The sequence below is a fragment of the Planktothrix sp. genome, from assembly GCF_046067725.1.
Taxonomy (GTDB): Bacteria; Cyanobacteriota; Cyanobacteriia; order Cyanobacteriales; family Microcoleaceae; genus Planktothrix.
Genome location: NZ_JBJUDF010000307.1, coordinates 1 through 17,787 on the forward strand (window position 1 = coordinate 1; position 17,787 = coordinate 17,787).

At 38.1% G+C, this 17,787-nt stretch carries 18 protein-coding genes; 12 read left to right on the plus strand and 6 right to left on the minus strand.

Translation table 11 applies throughout. The features are described from left to right. Positions 1-626: RNA-guided endonuclease InsQ/TnpB family protein (locus tag ACKPEB_RS19175; RefSeq protein WP_408966576.1), on the minus strand; the 626-nt coding region annotated here is incomplete at its 3' end. Positions 627-930: 304 nt separating this feature from the next. Between ACKPEB_RS19175 and ACKPEB_RS19180 the strand changes: the two genes are divergently transcribed. The 6 genes from ACKPEB_RS19180 to ACKPEB_RS19205 all read left to right on the plus strand — a co-directional run bounded on the left by ACKPEB_RS19180 (position 931) and on the right by ACKPEB_RS19205 (position 8,002). Further along, positions 931-2,001: a thiamine phosphate synthase gene (locus ACKPEB_RS19180; protein ID WP_408966577.1), complete on the plus strand. Its 1,071-nt coding sequence runs from the start codon at positions 931-933 to the stop codon at positions 1,999-2,001. Between the two features lie 15 nt (positions 2,002-2,016). Beyond that, positions 2,017-2,232, plus strand: a complete 216-nt coding sequence (gene thiS, locus ACKPEB_RS19185; RefSeq protein ID WP_408966578.1) for a sulfur carrier protein ThiS — start codon at positions 2,017-2,019, stop codon at positions 2,230-2,232. A gap of 408 nt (positions 2,233-2,640) precedes the next feature. Continuing rightward, positions 2,641-3,900: a GTP cyclohydrolase II gene (locus ACKPEB_RS19190; RefSeq protein ID WP_408966579.1), complete on the plus strand. Its 1,260-nt coding sequence runs from the start codon at positions 2,641-2,643 to the stop codon at positions 3,898-3,900. 137 nt (positions 3,901-4,037) lie between these two features. Beyond that, positions 4,038-4,358, plus strand: a complete 321-nt coding sequence (locus ACKPEB_RS19195; protein ID WP_408966580.1) for a type II toxin-antitoxin system RelE/ParE family toxin — start codon at positions 4,038-4,040, stop codon at positions 4,356-4,358. 48 nt (positions 4,359-4,406) lie between these two features. Further along, positions 4,407-4,736 (plus strand): DNA-binding protein, encoded by a 330-nt coding sequence (locus ACKPEB_RS19200; RefSeq protein ID WP_408966581.1) that lies wholly within the window; start codon positions 4,407-4,409, stop codon positions 4,734-4,736. A 179-nt stretch (positions 4,737-4,915) separates the two neighbouring features. Beyond that, complete coding sequence (locus tag ACKPEB_RS19205) at positions 4,916-8,002, plus strand: type ISP restriction/modification enzyme (RefSeq protein ID WP_408966582.1); 3,087 nt, start codon at positions 4,916-4,918, stop codon at positions 8,000-8,002. Between the two features lie 48 nt (positions 8,003-8,050). On the opposite strand, the gene ACKPEB_RS19210 is transcribed toward ACKPEB_RS19205, so the two are convergent. Then, a complete protein-coding gene (locus ACKPEB_RS19210) occupies positions 8,051-8,539 on the minus strand; it encodes a hypothetical protein (RefSeq protein ID WP_408966583.1) in 489 nt (162 codons plus the stop codon). A gap of 477 nt (positions 8,540-9,016) precedes the next feature. On the opposite strand from ACKPEB_RS19210, the gene ACKPEB_RS19215 reads away from it, so the two are divergent. The 3 genes from ACKPEB_RS19215 to ACKPEB_RS19225 all read left to right on the plus strand — a co-directional run bounded on the left by ACKPEB_RS19215 (position 9,017) and on the right by ACKPEB_RS19225 (position 11,931). Next, positions 9,017-10,450 carry a circularly permuted type 2 ATP-grasp protein gene (locus ACKPEB_RS19215; protein WP_408966584.1) on the plus strand — a complete coding sequence of 478 codons (1,434 nt, stop codon included), beginning with the start codon at positions 9,017-9,019 and terminating at the stop codon, positions 10,448-10,450. 74 nt (positions 10,451-10,524) lie between these two features. Beyond that, positions 10,525-11,514, plus strand: a complete 990-nt coding sequence (locus ACKPEB_RS19220) for an alpha-E domain-containing protein (protein ID WP_408966585.1) — start codon at positions 10,525-10,527, stop codon at positions 11,512-11,514. 279 nt (positions 11,515-11,793) lie between these two features. Continuing rightward, positions 11,794-11,931, plus strand: coding sequence for a photosystem II reaction center protein K (locus tag ACKPEB_RS19225; RefSeq protein WP_408966586.1), 138 nt, complete (start codon positions 11,794-11,796; stop codon positions 11,929-11,931). Between the two features lie 120 nt (positions 11,932-12,051). Here the strand turns inward: ACKPEB_RS19225 and ACKPEB_RS19230 are convergent, their stop codons facing one another. Then, positions 12,052-12,609: a glutathione S-transferase family protein gene (locus ACKPEB_RS19230; RefSeq protein WP_408966587.1), complete on the minus strand. Its 558-nt coding sequence runs from the start codon at positions 12,607-12,609 to the stop codon at positions 12,052-12,054. A 177-nt stretch (positions 12,610-12,786) separates the two neighbouring features. Next, positions 12,787-13,761 (minus strand): pentapeptide repeat-containing protein, encoded by a 975-nt coding sequence (locus tag ACKPEB_RS19235; protein ID WP_408966588.1) that lies wholly within the window; start codon positions 13,759-13,761, stop codon positions 12,787-12,789. A gap of 541 nt (positions 13,762-14,302) precedes the next feature. Between ACKPEB_RS19235 and ACKPEB_RS19240 the strand changes: the two genes are divergently transcribed. Continuing rightward, the gene (locus ACKPEB_RS19240; RefSeq protein ID WP_408966589.1) at positions 14,303-14,689 is read left to right on the plus strand and encodes a CVNH domain-containing protein; all 387 of its coding nucleotides are present in this window, start codon (positions 14,303-14,305) and stop codon (positions 14,687-14,689) included. Between the two features lie 180 nt (positions 14,690-14,869). Here ACKPEB_RS19240 and murQ read toward each other — a convergent pair whose 3' ends face one another. Both murQ and ACKPEB_RS19250 read right to left on the minus strand, forming a co-directional pair. After that, on the minus strand, positions 14,870-15,784 hold the full coding sequence (murQ, locus tag ACKPEB_RS19245; protein ID WP_408966590.1) for an N-acetylmuramic acid 6-phosphate etherase: 915 nt from the start codon (positions 15,782-15,784) through the stop codon (positions 14,870-14,872). Positions 15,785-15,822: 38 nt separating this feature from the next. Then, positions 15,823-16,194, minus strand: a complete 372-nt coding sequence (locus ACKPEB_RS19250; RefSeq protein WP_408966591.1) for a DUF3110 domain-containing protein — start codon at positions 16,192-16,194, stop codon at positions 15,823-15,825. 146 nt (positions 16,195-16,340) lie between these two features. Between ACKPEB_RS19250 and ACKPEB_RS19255 the strand changes: the two genes are divergently transcribed. Next, complete coding sequence (locus ACKPEB_RS19255) at positions 16,341-17,483, plus strand: class I SAM-dependent methyltransferase (protein ID WP_408966592.1); 1,143 nt, start codon at positions 16,341-16,343, stop codon at positions 17,481-17,483. A 46-nt stretch (positions 17,484-17,529) separates the two neighbouring features. Continuing rightward, positions 17,530-17,787: hypothetical protein (locus ACKPEB_RS19260; protein WP_408966593.1), on the plus strand; the 258-nt coding region annotated here is incomplete at its 3' end.

Genomic DNA, 17,787 nt, shown 5'->3' on the forward strand with positions numbered 1-17,787 from the left:
ATCTTGAGGTTTCGCTCATGCTTTTTCAACCATTTGGGATTAGCAAATTTACTACCATCTGAGGTGATACAGAAATCATTTAATCCCATATCTAAACCAATCGTTTTCCCTTCAGATGAAGGATTGGGAATCTCTTTTCCATCCTCAAATAAAACAGAAGCATAATATTGATTACACTGATTTTTGGTGATAGTTACGGTTTTAATCGCTCCCTCTATCGGACGATGAATTTTAGCAAATATTTCACCAATCTTAGGAAACGATATTGTGTCACCACTGATTTTGGTATTTTGAGGATAAGACAAAGATTGCTTCCCGTGTTTAGATTTGAATCGGGGATAATCTGCACGTCTTTCAAAGAAGTTGATAAATGCTCGACTGAGGTTTAAGCAAACAACTTGTAAACACTGGCTATAGGTATTTTTTAACCATTCATATTCTTTTTTGAGATCGGGCAATTGTTTTTGTAAATCGTAACGTGATAATCCTTTTCCGGTTTGCTTGTAAGTTTGATTAGTTAAGTCCAAAAAACGATTCCACAACCAACGAACCGAGCCAAAAGCCTGAGCTAATAACTCTTGTTGTTGAACTGTAGGATAGATTCTGACTTTGACCGTCTTCAGCATCTTACCAGAAATTATGTTTACGATAAGGTAATACTAACAATCACAGTTTAGGATTGTCAAGTGCTAATCGCACTTTTTTGTTTTCCCAAAATTCATCCCCACTCCGCTACGCGCTTGTGTGAGGACTTCTTTTGGGGAGTCTGTTAAAATTTCAGTGGTGTCAAACCAGCCTTAATTTTGCCTTAAATTTAACTTTTTGGCTATTAAGAATTTTGAACTTTGTTTTGACGCACCGAGGGTCAGTTGTAAATTGACGAACATTATATCTTGGATTTGACCATTAAGCACTGATTGAGGAAGATTGATGGAGGAACAATACAGTCCCTTGGCACAACCGATTTTATATCGGATTTTAGATGCCAACTTAGACCGCACCCGTGAAGGGTTGAGAATTATTGAAGAATGGTGTCGGTTTGGACTTAGTAGCGGAGAACTCGCAGAAGAATGTAAACATCTGCGCCAAGAAGTTGCCCGTTGGCATACAACGAATCTGCGTTCTTATCGCAATACAAACGATGATCCGGGTACAGAATTAACCCATCCCCAAGAAGAACAACGTTCAGGAATTGAACAATTATTACAAGCCAATTTCTGCCGCATTCAAGAAGCGTTACGAGTTCTGGAAGAATACGGGAAATTATATCATCCAGATATGGGAAAAACCTTTAAACAAATGCGTTATCAAGTGTATACCTTAGAAACGCGTTTACTCGCCCATGATCGTCAAAAACTTTTACTCAATTCCTATCTTTATTTAGTCACTTCCCCTGGAGAACGGTTATTATCAATTGTGGAAGCAGCGTTACAAGGAGGATTAACTTTAGTTCAATATCGAGATAAAACCTCCGATGATGACACTCGACTGAAAACGGCTCAAAAATTATCTCAATTGTGTCATCGTTATAATGCCTTATTTTTAGTTAATGATCGGGTTGATATTGCGGTCGCCGTTGATGCTGATGGTGTTCATTTAGGGCAAAATGATATTCCGATTGAATTAGCTCGACAAATCCTTGGCCCCCAACGATTAATCGGTCGATCAACCCATAGTCCTGAAGATCTCAAACGGGCAATTCAAGAAGGAGCAGATTATATTGGAGTCGGGCCTGTTTATCAAACCCCAACCAAGGCGGGAAGACCCGCAGCAGGCTTAGAATATGTTCGTCATGCGGTTAAAAATTCAATTATTCCTTGGTTTGCCATTGGAGGAATTGATATGAATAATTTGGATGAGGTTATGGCGGCAGGTTGCGATCGCATTGCCGTTGTTCGTTCAATTATGAATGCAGAACAACCCACTTTAGTCACTCAATATTTCCTGTCTCAACTCAATCGTTTTAGAAACCTAAAATCCTATAAAGTTTTACCAAAATAACCCTAAATTGATATCATGGCTGAAACCATTACCCTCAAAATTAATGGAGAATTAAAAACCTGTTCTGCGGGTTTGACACTTCCCCAATTTTTAGAACAGCAAGGTTTAAATCCCCGGTTAATTGCTGTAGAATATAACGGTGAAATTCTCCATCGTCAATTTTGGGATCAAACTGAAATAAAATCAGGAGACATCTTAGAAATTGTCACCATTGTTGGAGGCGGCGTTTAATTGGTTATCCTGCGTAGGGGCGGGATTATCCTCTAGGGCTGTTTCATTTTCCATTGCCAACCCTAAAACCTAACCCCCCAGCCCCCTTCCCTGCAAGGGAAGGGGGAGTAATTAATATTATTAAATCAAACTTCTTATTTAAGAGTAACAAAAATTCTCCCCTCTCCTTGCAGGATAGGGGTTGGGGGAGAGGTCACAGAGGTTTTTGCCTGTACCATGAAACAGCCATGGGAGGATTATCCCACCCTTACTAATAAGGATTTATTATTATTATTTTGATTCAGTAACCCAACATAATTATTGACAGATTCCCCATTCGTAATTCCCCATTCGTAATTCGTAATTCGTAATTCGTAATTCCCCCTTCCCTATGCCAATAATAAGATAACCTCAAGCATGGATACAGCAATGGCGAACGAAAAGCGAGATTCCAAACCTAGGCATATTGTTCTAACTTCTCATCCCACCCCCTACGGCGCCAAACCGATCCCCATTCATTGGGGAAACGCCGATCCCCTTAAACGGGGCCCGTTAATTGGAACTTTAACCGATCCAACTCATCGGAACGTGATTGGCACCCATTCGGGTTCTTATGCCATTTATCGCGCCTTAGCAGTGGTTCAGGGAAGCCTGAAAACCGACCATCGCGCTGACTTAACCAATACTTCCCCCATTGTCAATATTGGCCCCTATCCCAGTTGGGCTGATCCTGATAAAATTGTCGCCCTTGATCCCTTTGGGGCTGTGGTTGGGGATGTATTTACCGACTATTTTGAAAAAGGCTATGATATTCGCCCCACCATTGCGATTACAAAAGCCCATATTAATATGCCGGAATTATACGAGGCAGCCACTAAAGGACGGTTAAAATTAGATGGGGAAATCATGAAAGAAAATGGGGATTTAGTGGTTACAAAAGCTGCTATTGAACCTGTCTGGTATTTACCCGGAGTTGCCCATCGTTTAAAGGTGACAGAAAGCGATTTACGTCAAGCTTTATTTGAACAAACTGGGGGGATGTTTCCTGAGTTAATTACCCGTCCTGATTTACAAGTGTTTTTACCCCCTATTGGTGGCGTTACCGTTTATATTGTGGGAGATATTGCAGCCATTACTGACCTCGATCGTCCTTTAGCCGTTCGAGTCCATGATGAATGTAATGGATCGGATGTTTTTGGGTCTGATATTTGTACCTGTCGCCCTTATTTAGTACATGGCATTGAAGAATGTATTAAAACAGCCCAAGAAGGCGGTGCCGGGGTAATTGTATATTATCGAAAAGAAGGACGAGCATTAGGAGAAGTCACTAAGTTTTTAGTTTATAATGCCCGCAAACGTCAAACGGGAGGCGATCGCGCAGACGCTTATTTTGAACGGACAGAATGTGTTGCTGGAGTTCAAGATATGCGGTTTCAAGAGTTAATGCCGGATGTATTACATTGGTTAGGAATTACTCGAATTGATCGCTTAGTTTCCATGAGTAATATGAAATATAATGCCATTGTCAATTCGGGAATTGAAGTAGTGAAACGGGTTCCTATTCCTGATGATTTAATTCCGGCGGATGCCAAGGTTGAAATAGAAGCGAAAAAAGCCGCAGGCTATTATACCGAAGGAGAGATTTTAGATTCCGAAGGGTTAGTGAGTGTGAAGGGTCGAGAGTATTAAGGGTAGAGAAATCGGGTTTTTTTAGGGAAGTTTGGGAGAATACAAACCCTTGAGAAAAACCCGGTTTCTGCATAGTTAATATTTAGTTCTAACCTAACTTGACTCAGAGTAACATATAAGTTACTATGGTTCTAAGTATGAAAGTTCAAGAATACCTTAGAGAAGATGGTTCAAGCCCTTACCAAGAGTGGTTTGATACTTTAGATATTTATGCTGCGACTAAAGTATCAACTGCTATCGTTCGCTTAGAGTTAGGTAATACATCAAATATTAAATGGTTTGATGGTATTGGTGAATTAAAAATTGATTATGGCTCTGGATATCGAATTTATCTTGTCCAACAAGGTCAAGAACTCATAATTTTATTTGGGGGAGGAACAAAAAAACACAACAATCAGATATTGAGAATGCTAAAAATTTATATCAAGAATACAAACACAGAAAAAAACAAATTTTAAATCAAGAAAAAGCTCAAAAGAGGCATAAAAATAAAAAGAGAGGTAAATATGGTAGAAATTAGTAGAGATTTTAAAGAAACAATTACTGCACGAGTTCAAAGAGAACCTGATTTTGCGATGGCTTTATTTGATGAAGCAGTCTCTCTATTTTTGAATGGAGAACCTGAAGTTTCCCGATTAATATTGAGGGATCTAGTTAATGCAACAATCGGTTTTGAAGAACTAGCTCTTGAAACCTCAAAACCCAGCAAAAGTTTACACAGAATGTTATCTGCAAAAGGTAATCCAACGATGGACAATTTAACGGCTATTTTTGATGTTCTTCGTCGGAAACTCAATGTTGAAATTAAAGTTAATATAGTAGCTTCTTGTCGCTAAAATATTATGGGTTACTGATTCTATAATGTTCCGAGCTATTAGAACAGGGAACACTTCGACGGGCTCAGTGCTTCGCAGTAAGCTGTGAATCGGTTAAAGAATAATTTTTATTAAATCTAATATTTTTTTAGAGTTTAAGATGAGATAATGAACAGAGATAGTCTCAGGGTTTGTTTTTTATGACAATGCTAAACTTGAAACCCACCCATAAACCTGTTAAAGCTTATTATCACGCTTTACAACAGTTTGCAAAATTGGGGGTTTCCCATGAATTAGCGGTGAAAGATGCCTTTGCAGACCTCTTAAAAGCTTGTTGTCAACAATTTGATTTAACCTTAATTCCTGAAAAAGAAATTAAATTAACCACAGGGAAACGCATTCGCGTAGATGGTGCTTTAGTTCGGGATGGAAGTATTCGATATGGTATTTGGGAAGCGAAAGATAGTCATGATAAATTAGACCGAGAAGTTAAACAAAAATTTGCCGTTGGATATCCTCAAGATAACATTATTTTTCAAGCTCCTGAACGGGCGATTTTATGGCAAGGCGGAAAACAAATCTGTGATGAAGATATCACAAAACCTCAAATTTTAGTCGATACCTTAAAGTTATTTTTTGAATATCGAACGCCTGCGATCGCTCAATGGGAAACCGCCGCCGCCGAATTTGGGGGACGAGTTCAAGATTTATCAACTAAATTGATTAATTTAATCGCAACTCAACGCAAAACTAACGCCAATTTTATTCAAGCCTTTACTCATTTTACGGACATTTGCCGTCAAGCTATTAACCCGAATCTTTCCGAGGCGGCGGTGGAAGAAATGTTAATTCAACATCTGCTGACGGAACGAATTTTTAGACGAATTTTTGATAATCCTGATTTCACCCGTCGCAATATTATTGCGGTAGAAATTGAAAAGGTAATTCAAGTGTTAACGTCTAAATCTTTTAGTCGAGATCATTTTTTAGGGGAAGTAGATTATTTTTATCGGGCGTTAGAAGATGCAGCCCAAACCATTAATGATTATAGCGAGAAACAGCATTTTTTGAATACGGTTTATGAGAAATTTTTTCAAGGGTTTGCGGTGAAAGTTGCCGATACTCATGGAATTGTTTACACCCCTCAACCCATTGTTAATTTTATGGTAAAAAGTGTTGAGGATATCCTACAAAAAGAGTTTGGCAAGTCGTTAAATGATCAGGGAGTGCATATTCTTGATCCCTTTGTGGGGACGGGAAATTTTATTTTACGGGTAATGCAGGAAATTAGAAAAACAGCCCTTCCTTATAAATATGAACATGAATTACACTGCAATGAGGTGATGTTATTACCTTATTATATTGCTGCGATGAATATTGAGCATCAATATTTTGAAGCAACGGGAACTTATAAACCTTTTGAAGGGATTTGTTTAGTTGATACCTTTTCAGATCAACAGGTTCAACAGTTATCGTTATTTACCCCAGAAAATACCGCTAGAGTTCAACGTCAAAGAAGTTCACCGATTTTTGTAATTATTGGAAATCCACCTTATAATGCGTCTCAATTGAATGAAAATGATAATAATAAGAACCAAAAACATAGTAATAAAGATAAAACGGGAATTGATGATCGAATTGCTGCAACTTACGCTAAAGATTCAAAAGCGACATTAAAAAGATTTCTTTTTGATCCTTACGTCAAAGCAATTCGTTGGGCTTCGGATAGAATAGTAGATGAAGGAATAGTTGCTTTTGTAACGAATAATAGTTTTATTAATGATCTTGCTTTTGATGGCATGAGAAAACACTTAGAAAAAGATTTTGATTTAATTTATATTATTGATTTAGGAGGGAATCTTAGAAAGAATACAGACCCATCAAAAAGTATTCATAACGTTTTCGACATTAAAGTTGGAGTCAGCATTAACATTTTTATTAGAAAAAATAGATTTAATCAGTCTAAGAATACAAAAATTTATTATGCTAGTGTTAGTGAATTTTTGAGAAAGGAAGAAAAATTTAATTATTTAAACCAACACCAGCAATGGGATACGATTAAATGGCAATTAATAAACCCTGATAAAAAGAATAATTGGTTAAACGAAGGATTAAAAAATGATTTTGATATATTTATTCAGATAGGGAATAAAGAAGCTAAACTTTCTAAAAATCATGATAATGCGATAATTTTTAAGATGTTTAGTTTAGGAGTTAGTACAAATAGAGATGCTTGGGTTTATAATTTTAATTCTGATGAATTAGTAACCCATATTCAACGCATGATTTCCACTTATAACGAACAAGTTAGGAAATGGCGGGATCGCAGCGATAAATCAGTTGACGTAGATAATTTTGTAATTTGTGATGATCATAAAATTAACTGGAGCAGAGATTTAAAAAAAGATTTAAAATCAGGAAAGTTCCTAGAATTTTCTCAAACCAGAATAAGACAATCACTTTATCGTCCATTCGTAAGTTCTCGTCTTTATTTTGCAGATGGTTTAAATGATAGCCCCGGTAAATTTTCTTTAATATTCCCTACACCTGAAACTGAAAAAGAAAATTTGATTATTTCTATTGCTGGCGTTGGTGATAGAAAAGGATTTGGTTGTTTTATCAGTCAATTTATTATTGCTTTAGACTTTGCTTTTGAAAAAGCTCAATGTTTCCCATTCTACACTTACGAAAAAGACGGAACAAACCGAAAAGAAAATATCACTGACTGGTCACTGGAACAATTTAGAAATTATTACCAAGATCAGACGATTACAAAATGGGATATCTTCTATTATACCTATGGATTATTGCATCATCCCACCTATCGAGAACGCTACGCCGCCAACCTTAAACGAGAACTTCCTCGCATTCCCTACGCACCCGATTTTCGAGGGTTTGTAAATGCAGGACAACAATTAGCAGATTTGCATCTTAACTATGAACAACAACCCGAATATAACCTTAAATTTATTGAAAATGATCAAGTTCCGTTAAATTGGCGAGTCCAAAAAATAAAACTCAGTAAAGACAAAACCCAAATTATTTATAATGAGTTTCTCACCTTAAGCGGGATACCTCCTGAAGTGTTTGAATATCGCTTAGGAAATCGTTCGGCGTTAGATTGGATTATTGATCAATATCAAGTTAAAATTGATAAACGCAGTGGAATTGTAAATGATCCGAACCGTTTAGACGATGAACAATATATTGTGCGGTTAATCGGTCAAGTGATAACCGTTAGTTTAGAAACAGTTAAAATTGTTAAAAATTTACCTGATTTAGGATGAATTTAAGATTAAAAAATAGAAGCCCTTTTGGGCTTCATAAAATTAGGATTAACTGAGATTAAATAAACGTCGAAATTGAGTTTTAAAGAACAAAATAACTGGAAATTGATAAGCTTCAGCCATTAACCATAATAAGATTAATAGATGAAGTAAAAATGATAAAGTTGTCCAAATCAGAGGAAATACACTCCAAGCACTACCAGAAACCGGAGGAAAAATAAAGCCAGATAAAGCAATTAAACTCGGAGGAAACAGAACAAAACTAAGAGCAATTAGCCAATAAATCCAACTTAATTCAAGATTTCCTAAATGTTCGCCTTTCCAGGTATTTCCTGTCCAACGCCAAGTTAAACTAGGTTCTCGATCCACCATTTTTAAAATTTGTTTTTCTAAGTTAATCGTAAAAATGTGATGACAGAGATCACACCCCATAGCCTCCATTAAAGTGAGGTTATGAATCTGACCACACCGACAAATCGGACAAAGATACGTCCCTTCATAAGTTAACGGGGTTTTATGGTTTTGATGGTTTAACATTGATTCTGATAAAGTAAAATTACAAAACTTGGCAAAAATCTTAACGATATTTTTAGATTAGAAGGAAACAATTGCTTGATAATTAGATCAGGTCTATTTTAGAGAATATTCTGGAAAGAAAACAAGATGTCTTCAGGAAGACTTGAAGATCAATTAGGTTTGATGAAAATTCTTACCCGTAGGGGTTATGTTTCCAGAGGATAAAAAGCCAGGTCAAGCTAGGAAAGAACACACAACCGCAAGGACTGAAGCTCAATTGAGAGTTTAGGTCAATCAAGGGAAGCAGATTGTTATAGATTGTTTTAGAATTGGTATCACAAGTTACAGTTATACGTTCTCTCAAACTTTTATATCTCAAGGATAGTCTTTTTATTTGAGTGGTGAACGCTCTGAGTGATCCCAAAAAACAGGAACCAGAAGAATTTTCCAACTCGAATAAAAACGTCATCATATTTAAGGAAATAGGGATAAAAGACTGTGCGATTTCAATCCTACGATCCAGGTGAATTCTACGATGAACTTTTTGTTGCGAAAGGACAACCCCGACCCTACGCAGCACCGTTAATTGATCGGGTTAATTCTCTGTCTCCAGGGGATTTAGAAATCCGACAGGAAGCGGCTAAAACAGCGATGATGAAATTGGGAGCAACTTTTAACGTTTATAATGATAGTCAAGGGACAGAACGAATCTTGCCTTTTGACTTAATTCCCCGCATTGTTCCTGCTTCAGAATGGGCTTGGCTAGAAAAAGGATTAAAGCAACGAATCCACGCGCTCAATTTATTTATCGGCGATATTTATGGTGAACAAAAAATCATCAAAGATGGTGTTATTTCTGAGAAATTAATTAATTCTTCTAAAGGATTTCTCAAACCTTGTATGGGTTTAAAACCCCCAAAAAGCATTTGGTGTCATATTACCGGGACAGATTTAGTGCGAGATCGAGATGGTCAATGGTACGTTCTTGAGGATAACTTACGCTGTCCTTCCGGGGTTTCCTATGTGTTGGAAAATCGCCGAGTGATGAAAACAACCTTTCCTCAAGTTTTTGCTAAATTAGGGATTCAACCTGTGGATGAATATCCCAGTCATTTATTAGATAGCTTACTCAATTTGGCGGGAGATCATCTTAGCGATCCGACGGTTGTTGTGCTAACACCTGGAATGTATAATTCTGCCTACTTTGAACACTCTTTTTTAGCGCAACAAATGGGGGTGGAATTAGTAGAAGGACGGGATTTAGTGGTGAGTGATGGCTATGTGCAAATGCGAACCACTAAAGGATTAAAACGGGTGGATGTAATTTATCGCCGAATTGATGACACCTTTATTGACCCGTTAACCTTTAATCCTGAGTCAATGTTAGGCGTTCCTGGGTTAACAGAAGTGTATCGTAATGGTCGAGTTGCGCTGGCGAATGCGTTAGGAACTGGAGTAGCAGATGATAAAGTTATTTATGCTTATGTTCCCCAAATGATTCAATATTATTTAGGAGAAGAACAAATTTTATCGAATGTTCCCACCTATTTATGTTGGGAACCGAAACAACTTGATTATGTTGTGAATCATCTCGATCAATTAGTGGTTAAAGCAGCGAATGAAGCGGGAGGATATGGAATGTTAGTCGGCCCCCAATCAACCCCAGAACAACGCCTGGAATTTGCAGAAAAAATCAAAGCTAATCCGCGAAATTATATTGCTCAACCAACCTTATCATTATCTAGGGTTCCCACTTTATTAGGAGATAAATTTGAAGGATGCCATGTTGATTTAAGACCTTATATTTTATATGGTGAAGATATCTATGTTCACCCCGGAGGATTAACCCGTGTGGCGATGAAAAAAGGATCATTAGTGGTTAATTCTTCTCAAGGTGGCGGCAGTAAGGATACTTGGGTTTTGTGTGAATAAATCTGGATGATCAATCAGGGTGAATTTCACAAATTTTTCAAACAGTCAACGGTCAACAGTCAACCCTTTTTAATATGTTAAGTCGTGTTGCAGATTCTATTTACTGGTTAAATCGTTATGTAGAACGGGCAGAAAATATTGCTCGTTTTATTGATGTGAATCAAAATTTGTTGTTAGATTCTCCTTCAGGGGTTCAACAACAATGGAAACCGATTATTTTAACAACGGGAGATTTAAAACTTTTTGAAGAACGATATGGGGAAGCGACGGAAGACAATGTGATTCAATTTTTAACGTTTGATAGTAATTATCCCAATTCGATTTTATCGTGTTTAAGAGCAGCCCGTGAAAATGCGCGCTCAGTTCGAGAGATTATTTCCTCAGAAATGTGGGAACAAGTGAACGAATTTTATCTGATGGTTCGGGATGCGGCTTCCGGGGACAGTTCCTATCAACTCTCGGATTTTTTCTATCAAGTGAAAATGCGTGGACATCTGTTTGCGGGAGTCATGGATGCTACCATGTCCCATAACGAAGGATGGCATTTTGGCAATATGGGGAGATTATTAGAACGGGCGGATAAAACGTCTCGAATTTTAGATGTCAAATATTATATTTTGTTACCTTCTGTACAAGATGTGGGCACAACAATTGATGAAATTCAGTGGATTGCATTGTTAAAATCGGCTAGTGCTTATGAAATGTATCGAAAACGCAAACAACACCGAATTACGCCATCTAGGGTGGTAGAATTTTTAATTTTAGATCGGGAGTTTCCCCGTTCTATTGAATATTGTTTATTACAGGCAGAGCGATCGCTACAATGTATTACCGGAACCCGCCCTGGAACTTGGCAAAACCCCGCCGAACGAGAATTAGGAAGGCTACGTTCTGAACTTGATTATCTCACAATTGAAGAAATTATGCAAGGAGGAATTCATGAATTTTTAGATGATTTACAAAACCGAATGAATCGCGTGGGTGAACGAATTTTTGAGGCTTTTTTCGCTTTAAAACCGATTGCCAGTCCTTTGGTATTGACCCAAAAGCAAGAAAGTTCATGATCCGACTCAAGGATTAGCCATTAGCGATCGCCATATTCGGCTGTCGCCTCCATACCTCGTCACGCAGACCCCATCTCCAGCTTGCGGCATGGGAGCAACCTCTGAGATCGACTTTCATGTGTCCATCACCAAAGTTGACGGTTCACCAACTTGCTTGATTCCTATTCTCTATTCCCAGTTAAGCTATTCCCCCCGGTAAAATTCGTGAGTCGCTATGACCGAGCATGGTAAAATACCTTAAAATTCGCCCACATAATTTTTAGAGAGGTATATTAATTCATGGAAGCAGCACTGCTGTTAGCAAAGCTACCCGAAGCTTACTCCATTTTTAGCCCTGTCGTTGACATCCTGCCCGTTATCCCTGTGTTTTTCCTGTTGTTGGCTTTCGTTTGGCAAGCCGCCGTGGGATTCAAATAAAAAAACAAGTTTAACCTATCAGCGTTAAGCTGGAAAATTCTGGAGGTTAACTCAATTCGAGTTAGAACTTCCTGGTATTTCTAACTCAACGCTGATAGCTATTTTAGGGGTTAATCAGAATTATTTTCTGCCGCCAATGGTTTTTTGAAATGCAGGTCTTTCGGTTAAGCGTTTAATGTATTCTAAAACAGCCGGATAGGGACTTAAATCTAACTGCAACATCATCGGAATATAAGCTAAAATTGAACCCACTGCAATATCAGCAACGTTCAATTCATCTCCCATTAAAAAGGGCTGTTTTGTCAAAAGTTCATTCAAAGGATTCAGTAAACGGGGGGTTTCTTTTTCCCGATTCGCTTCGATAAAAATCCCCGTTCCTAACGTAGCATTTCCAAATAATACCCATTGATAAATTTCGGCTCGTTCTTCAATAGATTCGGGGAGTTTTCCCTGTTTTTCTGCTAAATATAATAAAATAGCCCCCGACTCCCAAAGTTTAAAATCTCCCTCAATAATAGCCGGAACTTTACCAATAGGATTAATGGCTAAAAATTCTGGTTTGAGGTGTTCTCCGGCTGTCATATCTAATAAAATAAACTCGTAGGGAACCCCAATTTCTTCTAAATACCATTGAATAATTGAAGCTCGACTGCGAGCACCACCATAGAGTTTTAGCATGGGTGTTTATCCTTGTTTGAGATTAAAACTGCATCAAAAATTTTATCATTATAGCGCGAGGGAACAGGGAACAGGGAATAGGCAATCTTGCAATAGGGAATGGGCAATGGGCAATAGGGAATGGGCAATGGGCAATAGTGTCAATATTTCTGGCTGTTTCATGTCAGTTGTAAAGGATTACAACTGATTTGGGATTGCTATATTGTCGATGAGATCATCAAAGGTGGCTCCTTTGTTGATCAGATCATCCTTGAGTTGTGCAGAAATTCCTAGATTATATCTAAATTTAGCTTTTTTAACAATAACTTCACTGAGATCAGCCAGACTTAAATTTGCCAGATTAAGCTGACAAAAACTCAAATTAGCATAACTTAAATTAGCTCGAAATAGGTTAGCTTTTGTTAAGTTAGCTCGGCTTAAACTGCTTTCAGAAAGATTAGTTTGAGTTAAGTTAGCTCCTGTTAAATTCGCTCCCATCAGGTTCGTTTGGTTTAAATTCGCTTCGATTAAATTGGCTTTAGTTAAGTTAGCTCGGCTGAGGTTTGCTCCCCTTAAATTCGCATGACTTAAATCCGCTTCGCTGAGGTTTGCTCCCATTAAATACGCTTCACTTAAGTTAAGTCCACTCAAGTTCACCTTTTTTAAATTGGCTTGACTTAAATAAACTTGATTCAGGTCAGTTCCAATCAGATTAGTATTTCCTAAATAGACCCCACTGAGATAAGCTTGACTCAAATTAGCTCCACTAAGATCTGTTTGACTGAGGTACGCTTCACTCAAGTCGGCTTCACTCAAATTTGCTGCTTTTAAATTCGTACCAATGAGGTTAGAACTACTAAGGTTAACACCAGTTAAATCTGCATTTTCTAGGTTGGCTCCCATTAAGTTAACACCGCTTAAATTGGCTTGGCTTAAGTTGGCGTGACTGAGGTTCGCTTCAGCCAGGTTAACTCGACTCAAGTTAGCTTCACTCAGGTTTGCTTCTCTTAAGTCCGCTTTTGCTAAATTCAGACCTTTTAAATCAACGCCAACTAAATCCTTTTTTGGGTCAATACCGACCAGTTTCGCTAATTCTAATAAATTATCAGTATTGGCATTAATCATTGTTTTAATATAGCGTTTTACCTGATCTTGCAACGATTCATCATTCATGATTCAATCTCCATCCCTTGAATTTAGGATTAAATTTTAATAATTTAAACGATATGAAACTAGGGCATTTTGTCTATAAAATAGGAGGGATTAGGTGTTAGGAAAGAAACCTGATTTTCTGTTTGAGCTTTGAACAAAACCAAGCTGTTCTGTTCTTGGCTTGAAAGGATATGTCCCGTTTTTTGTTTCTCGTTTCTCGTTTGGTTTCTGTTCCTACTGTTTTCAATATAGCATTTTATTGAGGGATTTCTAATCCCGAAGGTTTAGATTAATAATAATCTTCAGGATATTCTCATCAATAGAGAGTTGATTAAAAAATACAAAATAATGAAGTTTTATCTAATTTATTATTAATTTTAGGTGAAATTAAAGAATGTTTTTAAATCTTAAAAAAAGATAAGTTTTATTAAGATAAAAAAATGGTCTTGACGATCTGGATTAGAACTTTATATCTTGGAACCAGCACTCACCAGAACCAGAGGTTTCAAGATTTAGAAGTGAGTGACCCATCAAACATCCATTTTCTTAAGGAGAAAAACCCATGCTGCGGATTGCCACAGCTTTTGTATGTGCTTTATTTTTGGCGTTTAACTTATTAGTAGGAAATGCTTGGGCAACAGGCGATTTTTCCCAAACTTGTCGGAATATTAACTTAGAAGGATCATTACTCACAGCCGAGTGTGAACAAGTCGATGGATATACTTATGTTCCGACGGCTATCGACTTAAATGACTATATTGGCAATATTAATGGAACATTAGAATGGGGCGATCATTTATTTTCTCTCACCTGTTATGATACAAAGGTTGATGGGAATCTGTTGACGGGTAAATGTAAAAAACGGGATGGATACAGATTAGATAGCACATCCATTAACCTAGACGAATATATTGCTAATATTGATGGTGAACTCACCTTTGATTATTAAATTCAATAGGGAACAGGGAACAGGGAACAGGGAACAGTCAGAAGTGAAAGGATTTTAGGATTTAGAAGTGTTCTAACCGTAATGCGTAACGCTATAGTCTCAAAGTGAGACTAAAAAACCCGGTTTCGTTGAAGTTACCGGGTTTTTGCAATTGATGAGAATAGGTGATTTAAACCTATTTTAATTTTGAACACTCAAAACAGCTTTTCTTAATTGACCTTGATGCTGATCTAATAATTCCTGACCCGATTTTGCATCTAATCCCGTCCACTGAATTAATAACGCTAACTTCACAGATTTTCCACTTTTTTCTAATAAAATTTCCGCTTCTTCTCGATTAATTTCAGTTAAATCCATTAAAATTCTTAAAGCGCGATCGTGCAATTTCTGATTCGTAACAGCGACATCAATCATGCGGTTGCCATAGACTTTTCCTAACTGAACCATGACACTCGTTGAGAGAATATTTAACGCCATTTTCGTCACAGTTCCCGCTTTTAATCGAGTCGAACCCGCTAAGATTTCTGGCCCCACTAATAAACGAATATTAACATCCGCTTCAAATTCCACCTGTTCCACCGGAACACAAGCAATAAACACCGTTTTTGCCCCTCGTTGACGAGCCGCTTGTAACGCCCCCTGGACATAGGGTGTCGTCCCTCCGGCGGTAATGCCAACGATCACATCTAAATGGGTCACGTGGCGTAAGGCAATGGCCGTTGCTCCATCTTCAGCTTGATCTTCCAAATCTTCCGAACTGCGAACTAAAGCTCCCGCACCCCCAGCAATAATACCTTGGACTAATTCAGGAGGAGTGCAGAAGGTAGGAGGACATTCCGCCGCGTCCAAAACCCCTAAACGGCCACTGGTTCCCGCCCCGACATAGAACAGTCGTCCTCCTTGCTGCAACGCCGCCGTTGTTAGATCAATAGCTTGGGCCAACGATTCACGGGAACGGGCGATGGCCAGTAACGTTTGTACATCTTCCCGATTAAACAAATCGACTAATTCCAGAGAACTCAGTTGATCTAAATTCTGACTGCTGGCGTTGATTTGTTCGGTCAATAAATGTCCCCGTGACTCCCACTGTTCCATATTCAACTTAACCTGTGATGTGTGCAATTTAAACCCACTTATAATAACCCTTCCAGTCGTTTGCGAATATCATCCAGTTCAGGAGAAGCAAACTCAGACTCAACCTCTGGGGTATCGGCGTCCAGTTGCCAGTCCGTTTGCTCGACATTTTGTTCCGGGGGAATGGCTAAATCTCCAGCGGCTACCAGTTCCCAGTCATAGTCAACGCTTTGGCAAAAGTCTTTGATTTCCTCGTCGTCCATGGCTTCTACACTAGCAGGGGGGAAATCTTGAGCCTCCAGCAGCACCGCAAACCGGGTGGCATCATCTTCTTCTTCAAACATTAACACTTTATTGCGATCGCCCATCTGAATCGTATGAATCCCCTCATTTTCTGTTCCCGCATTAAACAGCAGCACATAAACTCGCATAGCTTTTCGTGAAGTTATGATAACTATTGCTTTACTATCTTACTGCCAAACCGTCACACTTTTTCTAGGCTCTACCCGATTGTTTTGGGGAACAGTCTTCTGTAAGATGGCATTGAGAGAAAAACTTTTATTTTTGATAACCGTCAATGTCGCTTGTTGATTTATCTCGTCAATCTTTAGCTTTGCAACAGTTTATTCAAGATCAAACGCTATCTCCCGCTACATTTAATTCGGCGATTTGTCATCAGGATGAGATGTATTTATTTGCCTTAGCCAATCACGGGATACCCGATCGGGCTGCCATTCGTTATTATTTTAATGGTCGTCGGATTTTAGATACCGTCCGCCAAATTTTAACATGGCATTTTGAAGATTTGAGTCAAATTTCTTCCTTCTTAGATTTTGCCAGTGGTTATGGTCGTTTGACACGGTTTTTAGTTCAGGAGATTTCCCCGGAGAACATCTGGATTTCTGATATTTATGCTGAAGCCGTGCAATTTCAAATCGAACAATTCCAAGTTCGAGGAATCGTTTCAACGACCGATCCTGATGATTATTTCCTGCAACAACAATTTGATTGTATTTTAGCTTGTTCTTTTTTTAGTCATCTTCCCCAATCAACATTTTTATCCTGGTTAAAAAAACTTTATTCTTTACTATCTCCCCAAGGGATTTTAATGTTTAGTGTTCATGACCGTGCCTTATTACCGCCCCATTTAGCGATATCCCCCTCTGATCTTTTATTTATCCCCAATAGTGAAAGTCGTACCTTAGATGTGAATGAATATGGCACAACTTATGTCGGTGAAACCTTTGTAGCAAATTGTCTGAATAGCCTCAGTCAAGGAGAAGCGGTTTATTCTCGAATTCCTTTAGGAATTTGTCGTTATCAAGATTTATATCTCGTGACCCGCACCCCACAAAAATCTTTATCTTCTCTACAATTTAGCCACCATCCCCAAGGAAAAATCGAACGGTGTGAATTAACTGAAGCGGGGAACCTTATATTAACAGGATGGGTGTCAGAAATTAATCCCAATAGCCAATTAGAAGCAATTTTAGTCTTGATCAATGGAACCTTAATTCCCAAGGGTTTATTATCCCTGCAACCTGGTAGTGATGAAGGTCAATGGTCTTGGTCTTATCACGTTAATCTGGAGGATGCTACTCAAGAATCTATTATTTTAATTAAAGCCGTTAATTCCCAAGGATTAGAATGGGTTTTTGAAACCACAACGATCGGAATGTTACTTAAAACTTATAGCAATTCTGATGAAACCTGTTCTTGAAACCGGAAACAACCGATTACAACCCCACCGGACAGCGAGAACAAAGATGAATGAAGCTCCTGGTGCTCTATTCCCTGTTCCCTGTTCCCTGCTATTGAATAATATTTTAATCTTAATATTATCAATCTTTGTTAAGGTGTTAATTTCCGATAGTTTAACAAATCTATTAAAATCTTACAAAAAATTCATCTATATTTTACGAATTATCTCTAAACGGTTGAAAAAAAACATCCTGATTCTGTATTCTAACAAGAGTTTACCTATTTTAGAGGCTGAGGCCAGAGAGCAATATTCTATTTTAGGG

Excerpts from the sequence above, each read along its gene's own strand:
- ACKPEB_RS19180 (WP_408966577.1), top strand. The coding sequence starts at position 931 with ATGGAGGAACAATACAGTCCCTTGGCACAACCGATTTTATATCGGATT.
- thiS (WP_408966578.1), top strand. The coding sequence starts at position 2,017 with ATGGCTGAAACCATTACCCTCAAAATTAATGGAGAATTAAAAACCTGT.
- ACKPEB_RS19190 (WP_408966579.1), top strand. The coding sequence starts at position 2,641 with ATGGCGAACGAAAAGCGAGATTCCAAACCTAGGCATATTGTTCTAACT.
- ACKPEB_RS19195 (WP_408966580.1), top strand. The coding sequence starts at position 4,038 with ATGAAAGTTCAAGAATACCTTAGAGAAGATGGTTCAAGCCCTTACCAA.
- ACKPEB_RS19200 (WP_408966581.1), top strand. The coding sequence starts at position 4,407 with ATGGTAGAAATTAGTAGAGATTTTAAAGAAACAATTACTGCACGAGTT.
- ACKPEB_RS19205 (WP_408966582.1), top strand. The coding sequence starts at position 4,916 with ATGACAATGCTAAACTTGAAACCCACCCATAAACCTGTTAAAGCTTAT.
- ACKPEB_RS19210 (WP_408966583.1), bottom strand. The coding sequence starts at position 8,539 with ATGTTAAACCATCAAAACCATAAAACCCCGTTAACTTATGAAGGGACG.
- ACKPEB_RS19220 (WP_408966585.1), top strand. The coding sequence starts at position 10,525 with ATGTTAAGTCGTGTTGCAGATTCTATTTACTGGTTAAATCGTTATGTA.
- ACKPEB_RS19225 (WP_408966586.1), top strand. The coding sequence starts at position 11,794 with ATGGAAGCAGCACTGCTGTTAGCAAAGCTACCCGAAGCTTACTCCATT.
- ACKPEB_RS19230 (WP_408966587.1), bottom strand. The coding sequence starts at position 12,609 with ATGCTAAAACTCTATGGTGGTGCTCGCAGTCGAGCTTCAATTATTCAA.
- ACKPEB_RS19235 (WP_408966588.1), bottom strand. The coding sequence starts at position 13,761 with ATGAATGATGAATCGTTGCAAGATCAGGTAAAACGCTATATTAAAACA.
- ACKPEB_RS19240 (WP_408966589.1), top strand. The coding sequence starts at position 14,303 with ATGCTGCGGATTGCCACAGCTTTTGTATGTGCTTTATTTTTGGCGTTT.
- murQ (WP_408966590.1), bottom strand. The coding sequence starts at position 15,784 with ATGGAACAGTGGGAGTCACGGGGACATTTATTGACCGAACAAATCAAC.
- ACKPEB_RS19250 (WP_408966591.1), bottom strand. The coding sequence starts at position 16,194 with ATGCGAGTTTATGTGCTGCTGTTTAATGCGGGAACAGAAAATGAGGGG.
- ACKPEB_RS19255 (WP_408966592.1), top strand. The coding sequence starts at position 16,341 with ATGTCGCTTGTTGATTTATCTCGTCAATCTTTAGCTTTGCAACAGTTT.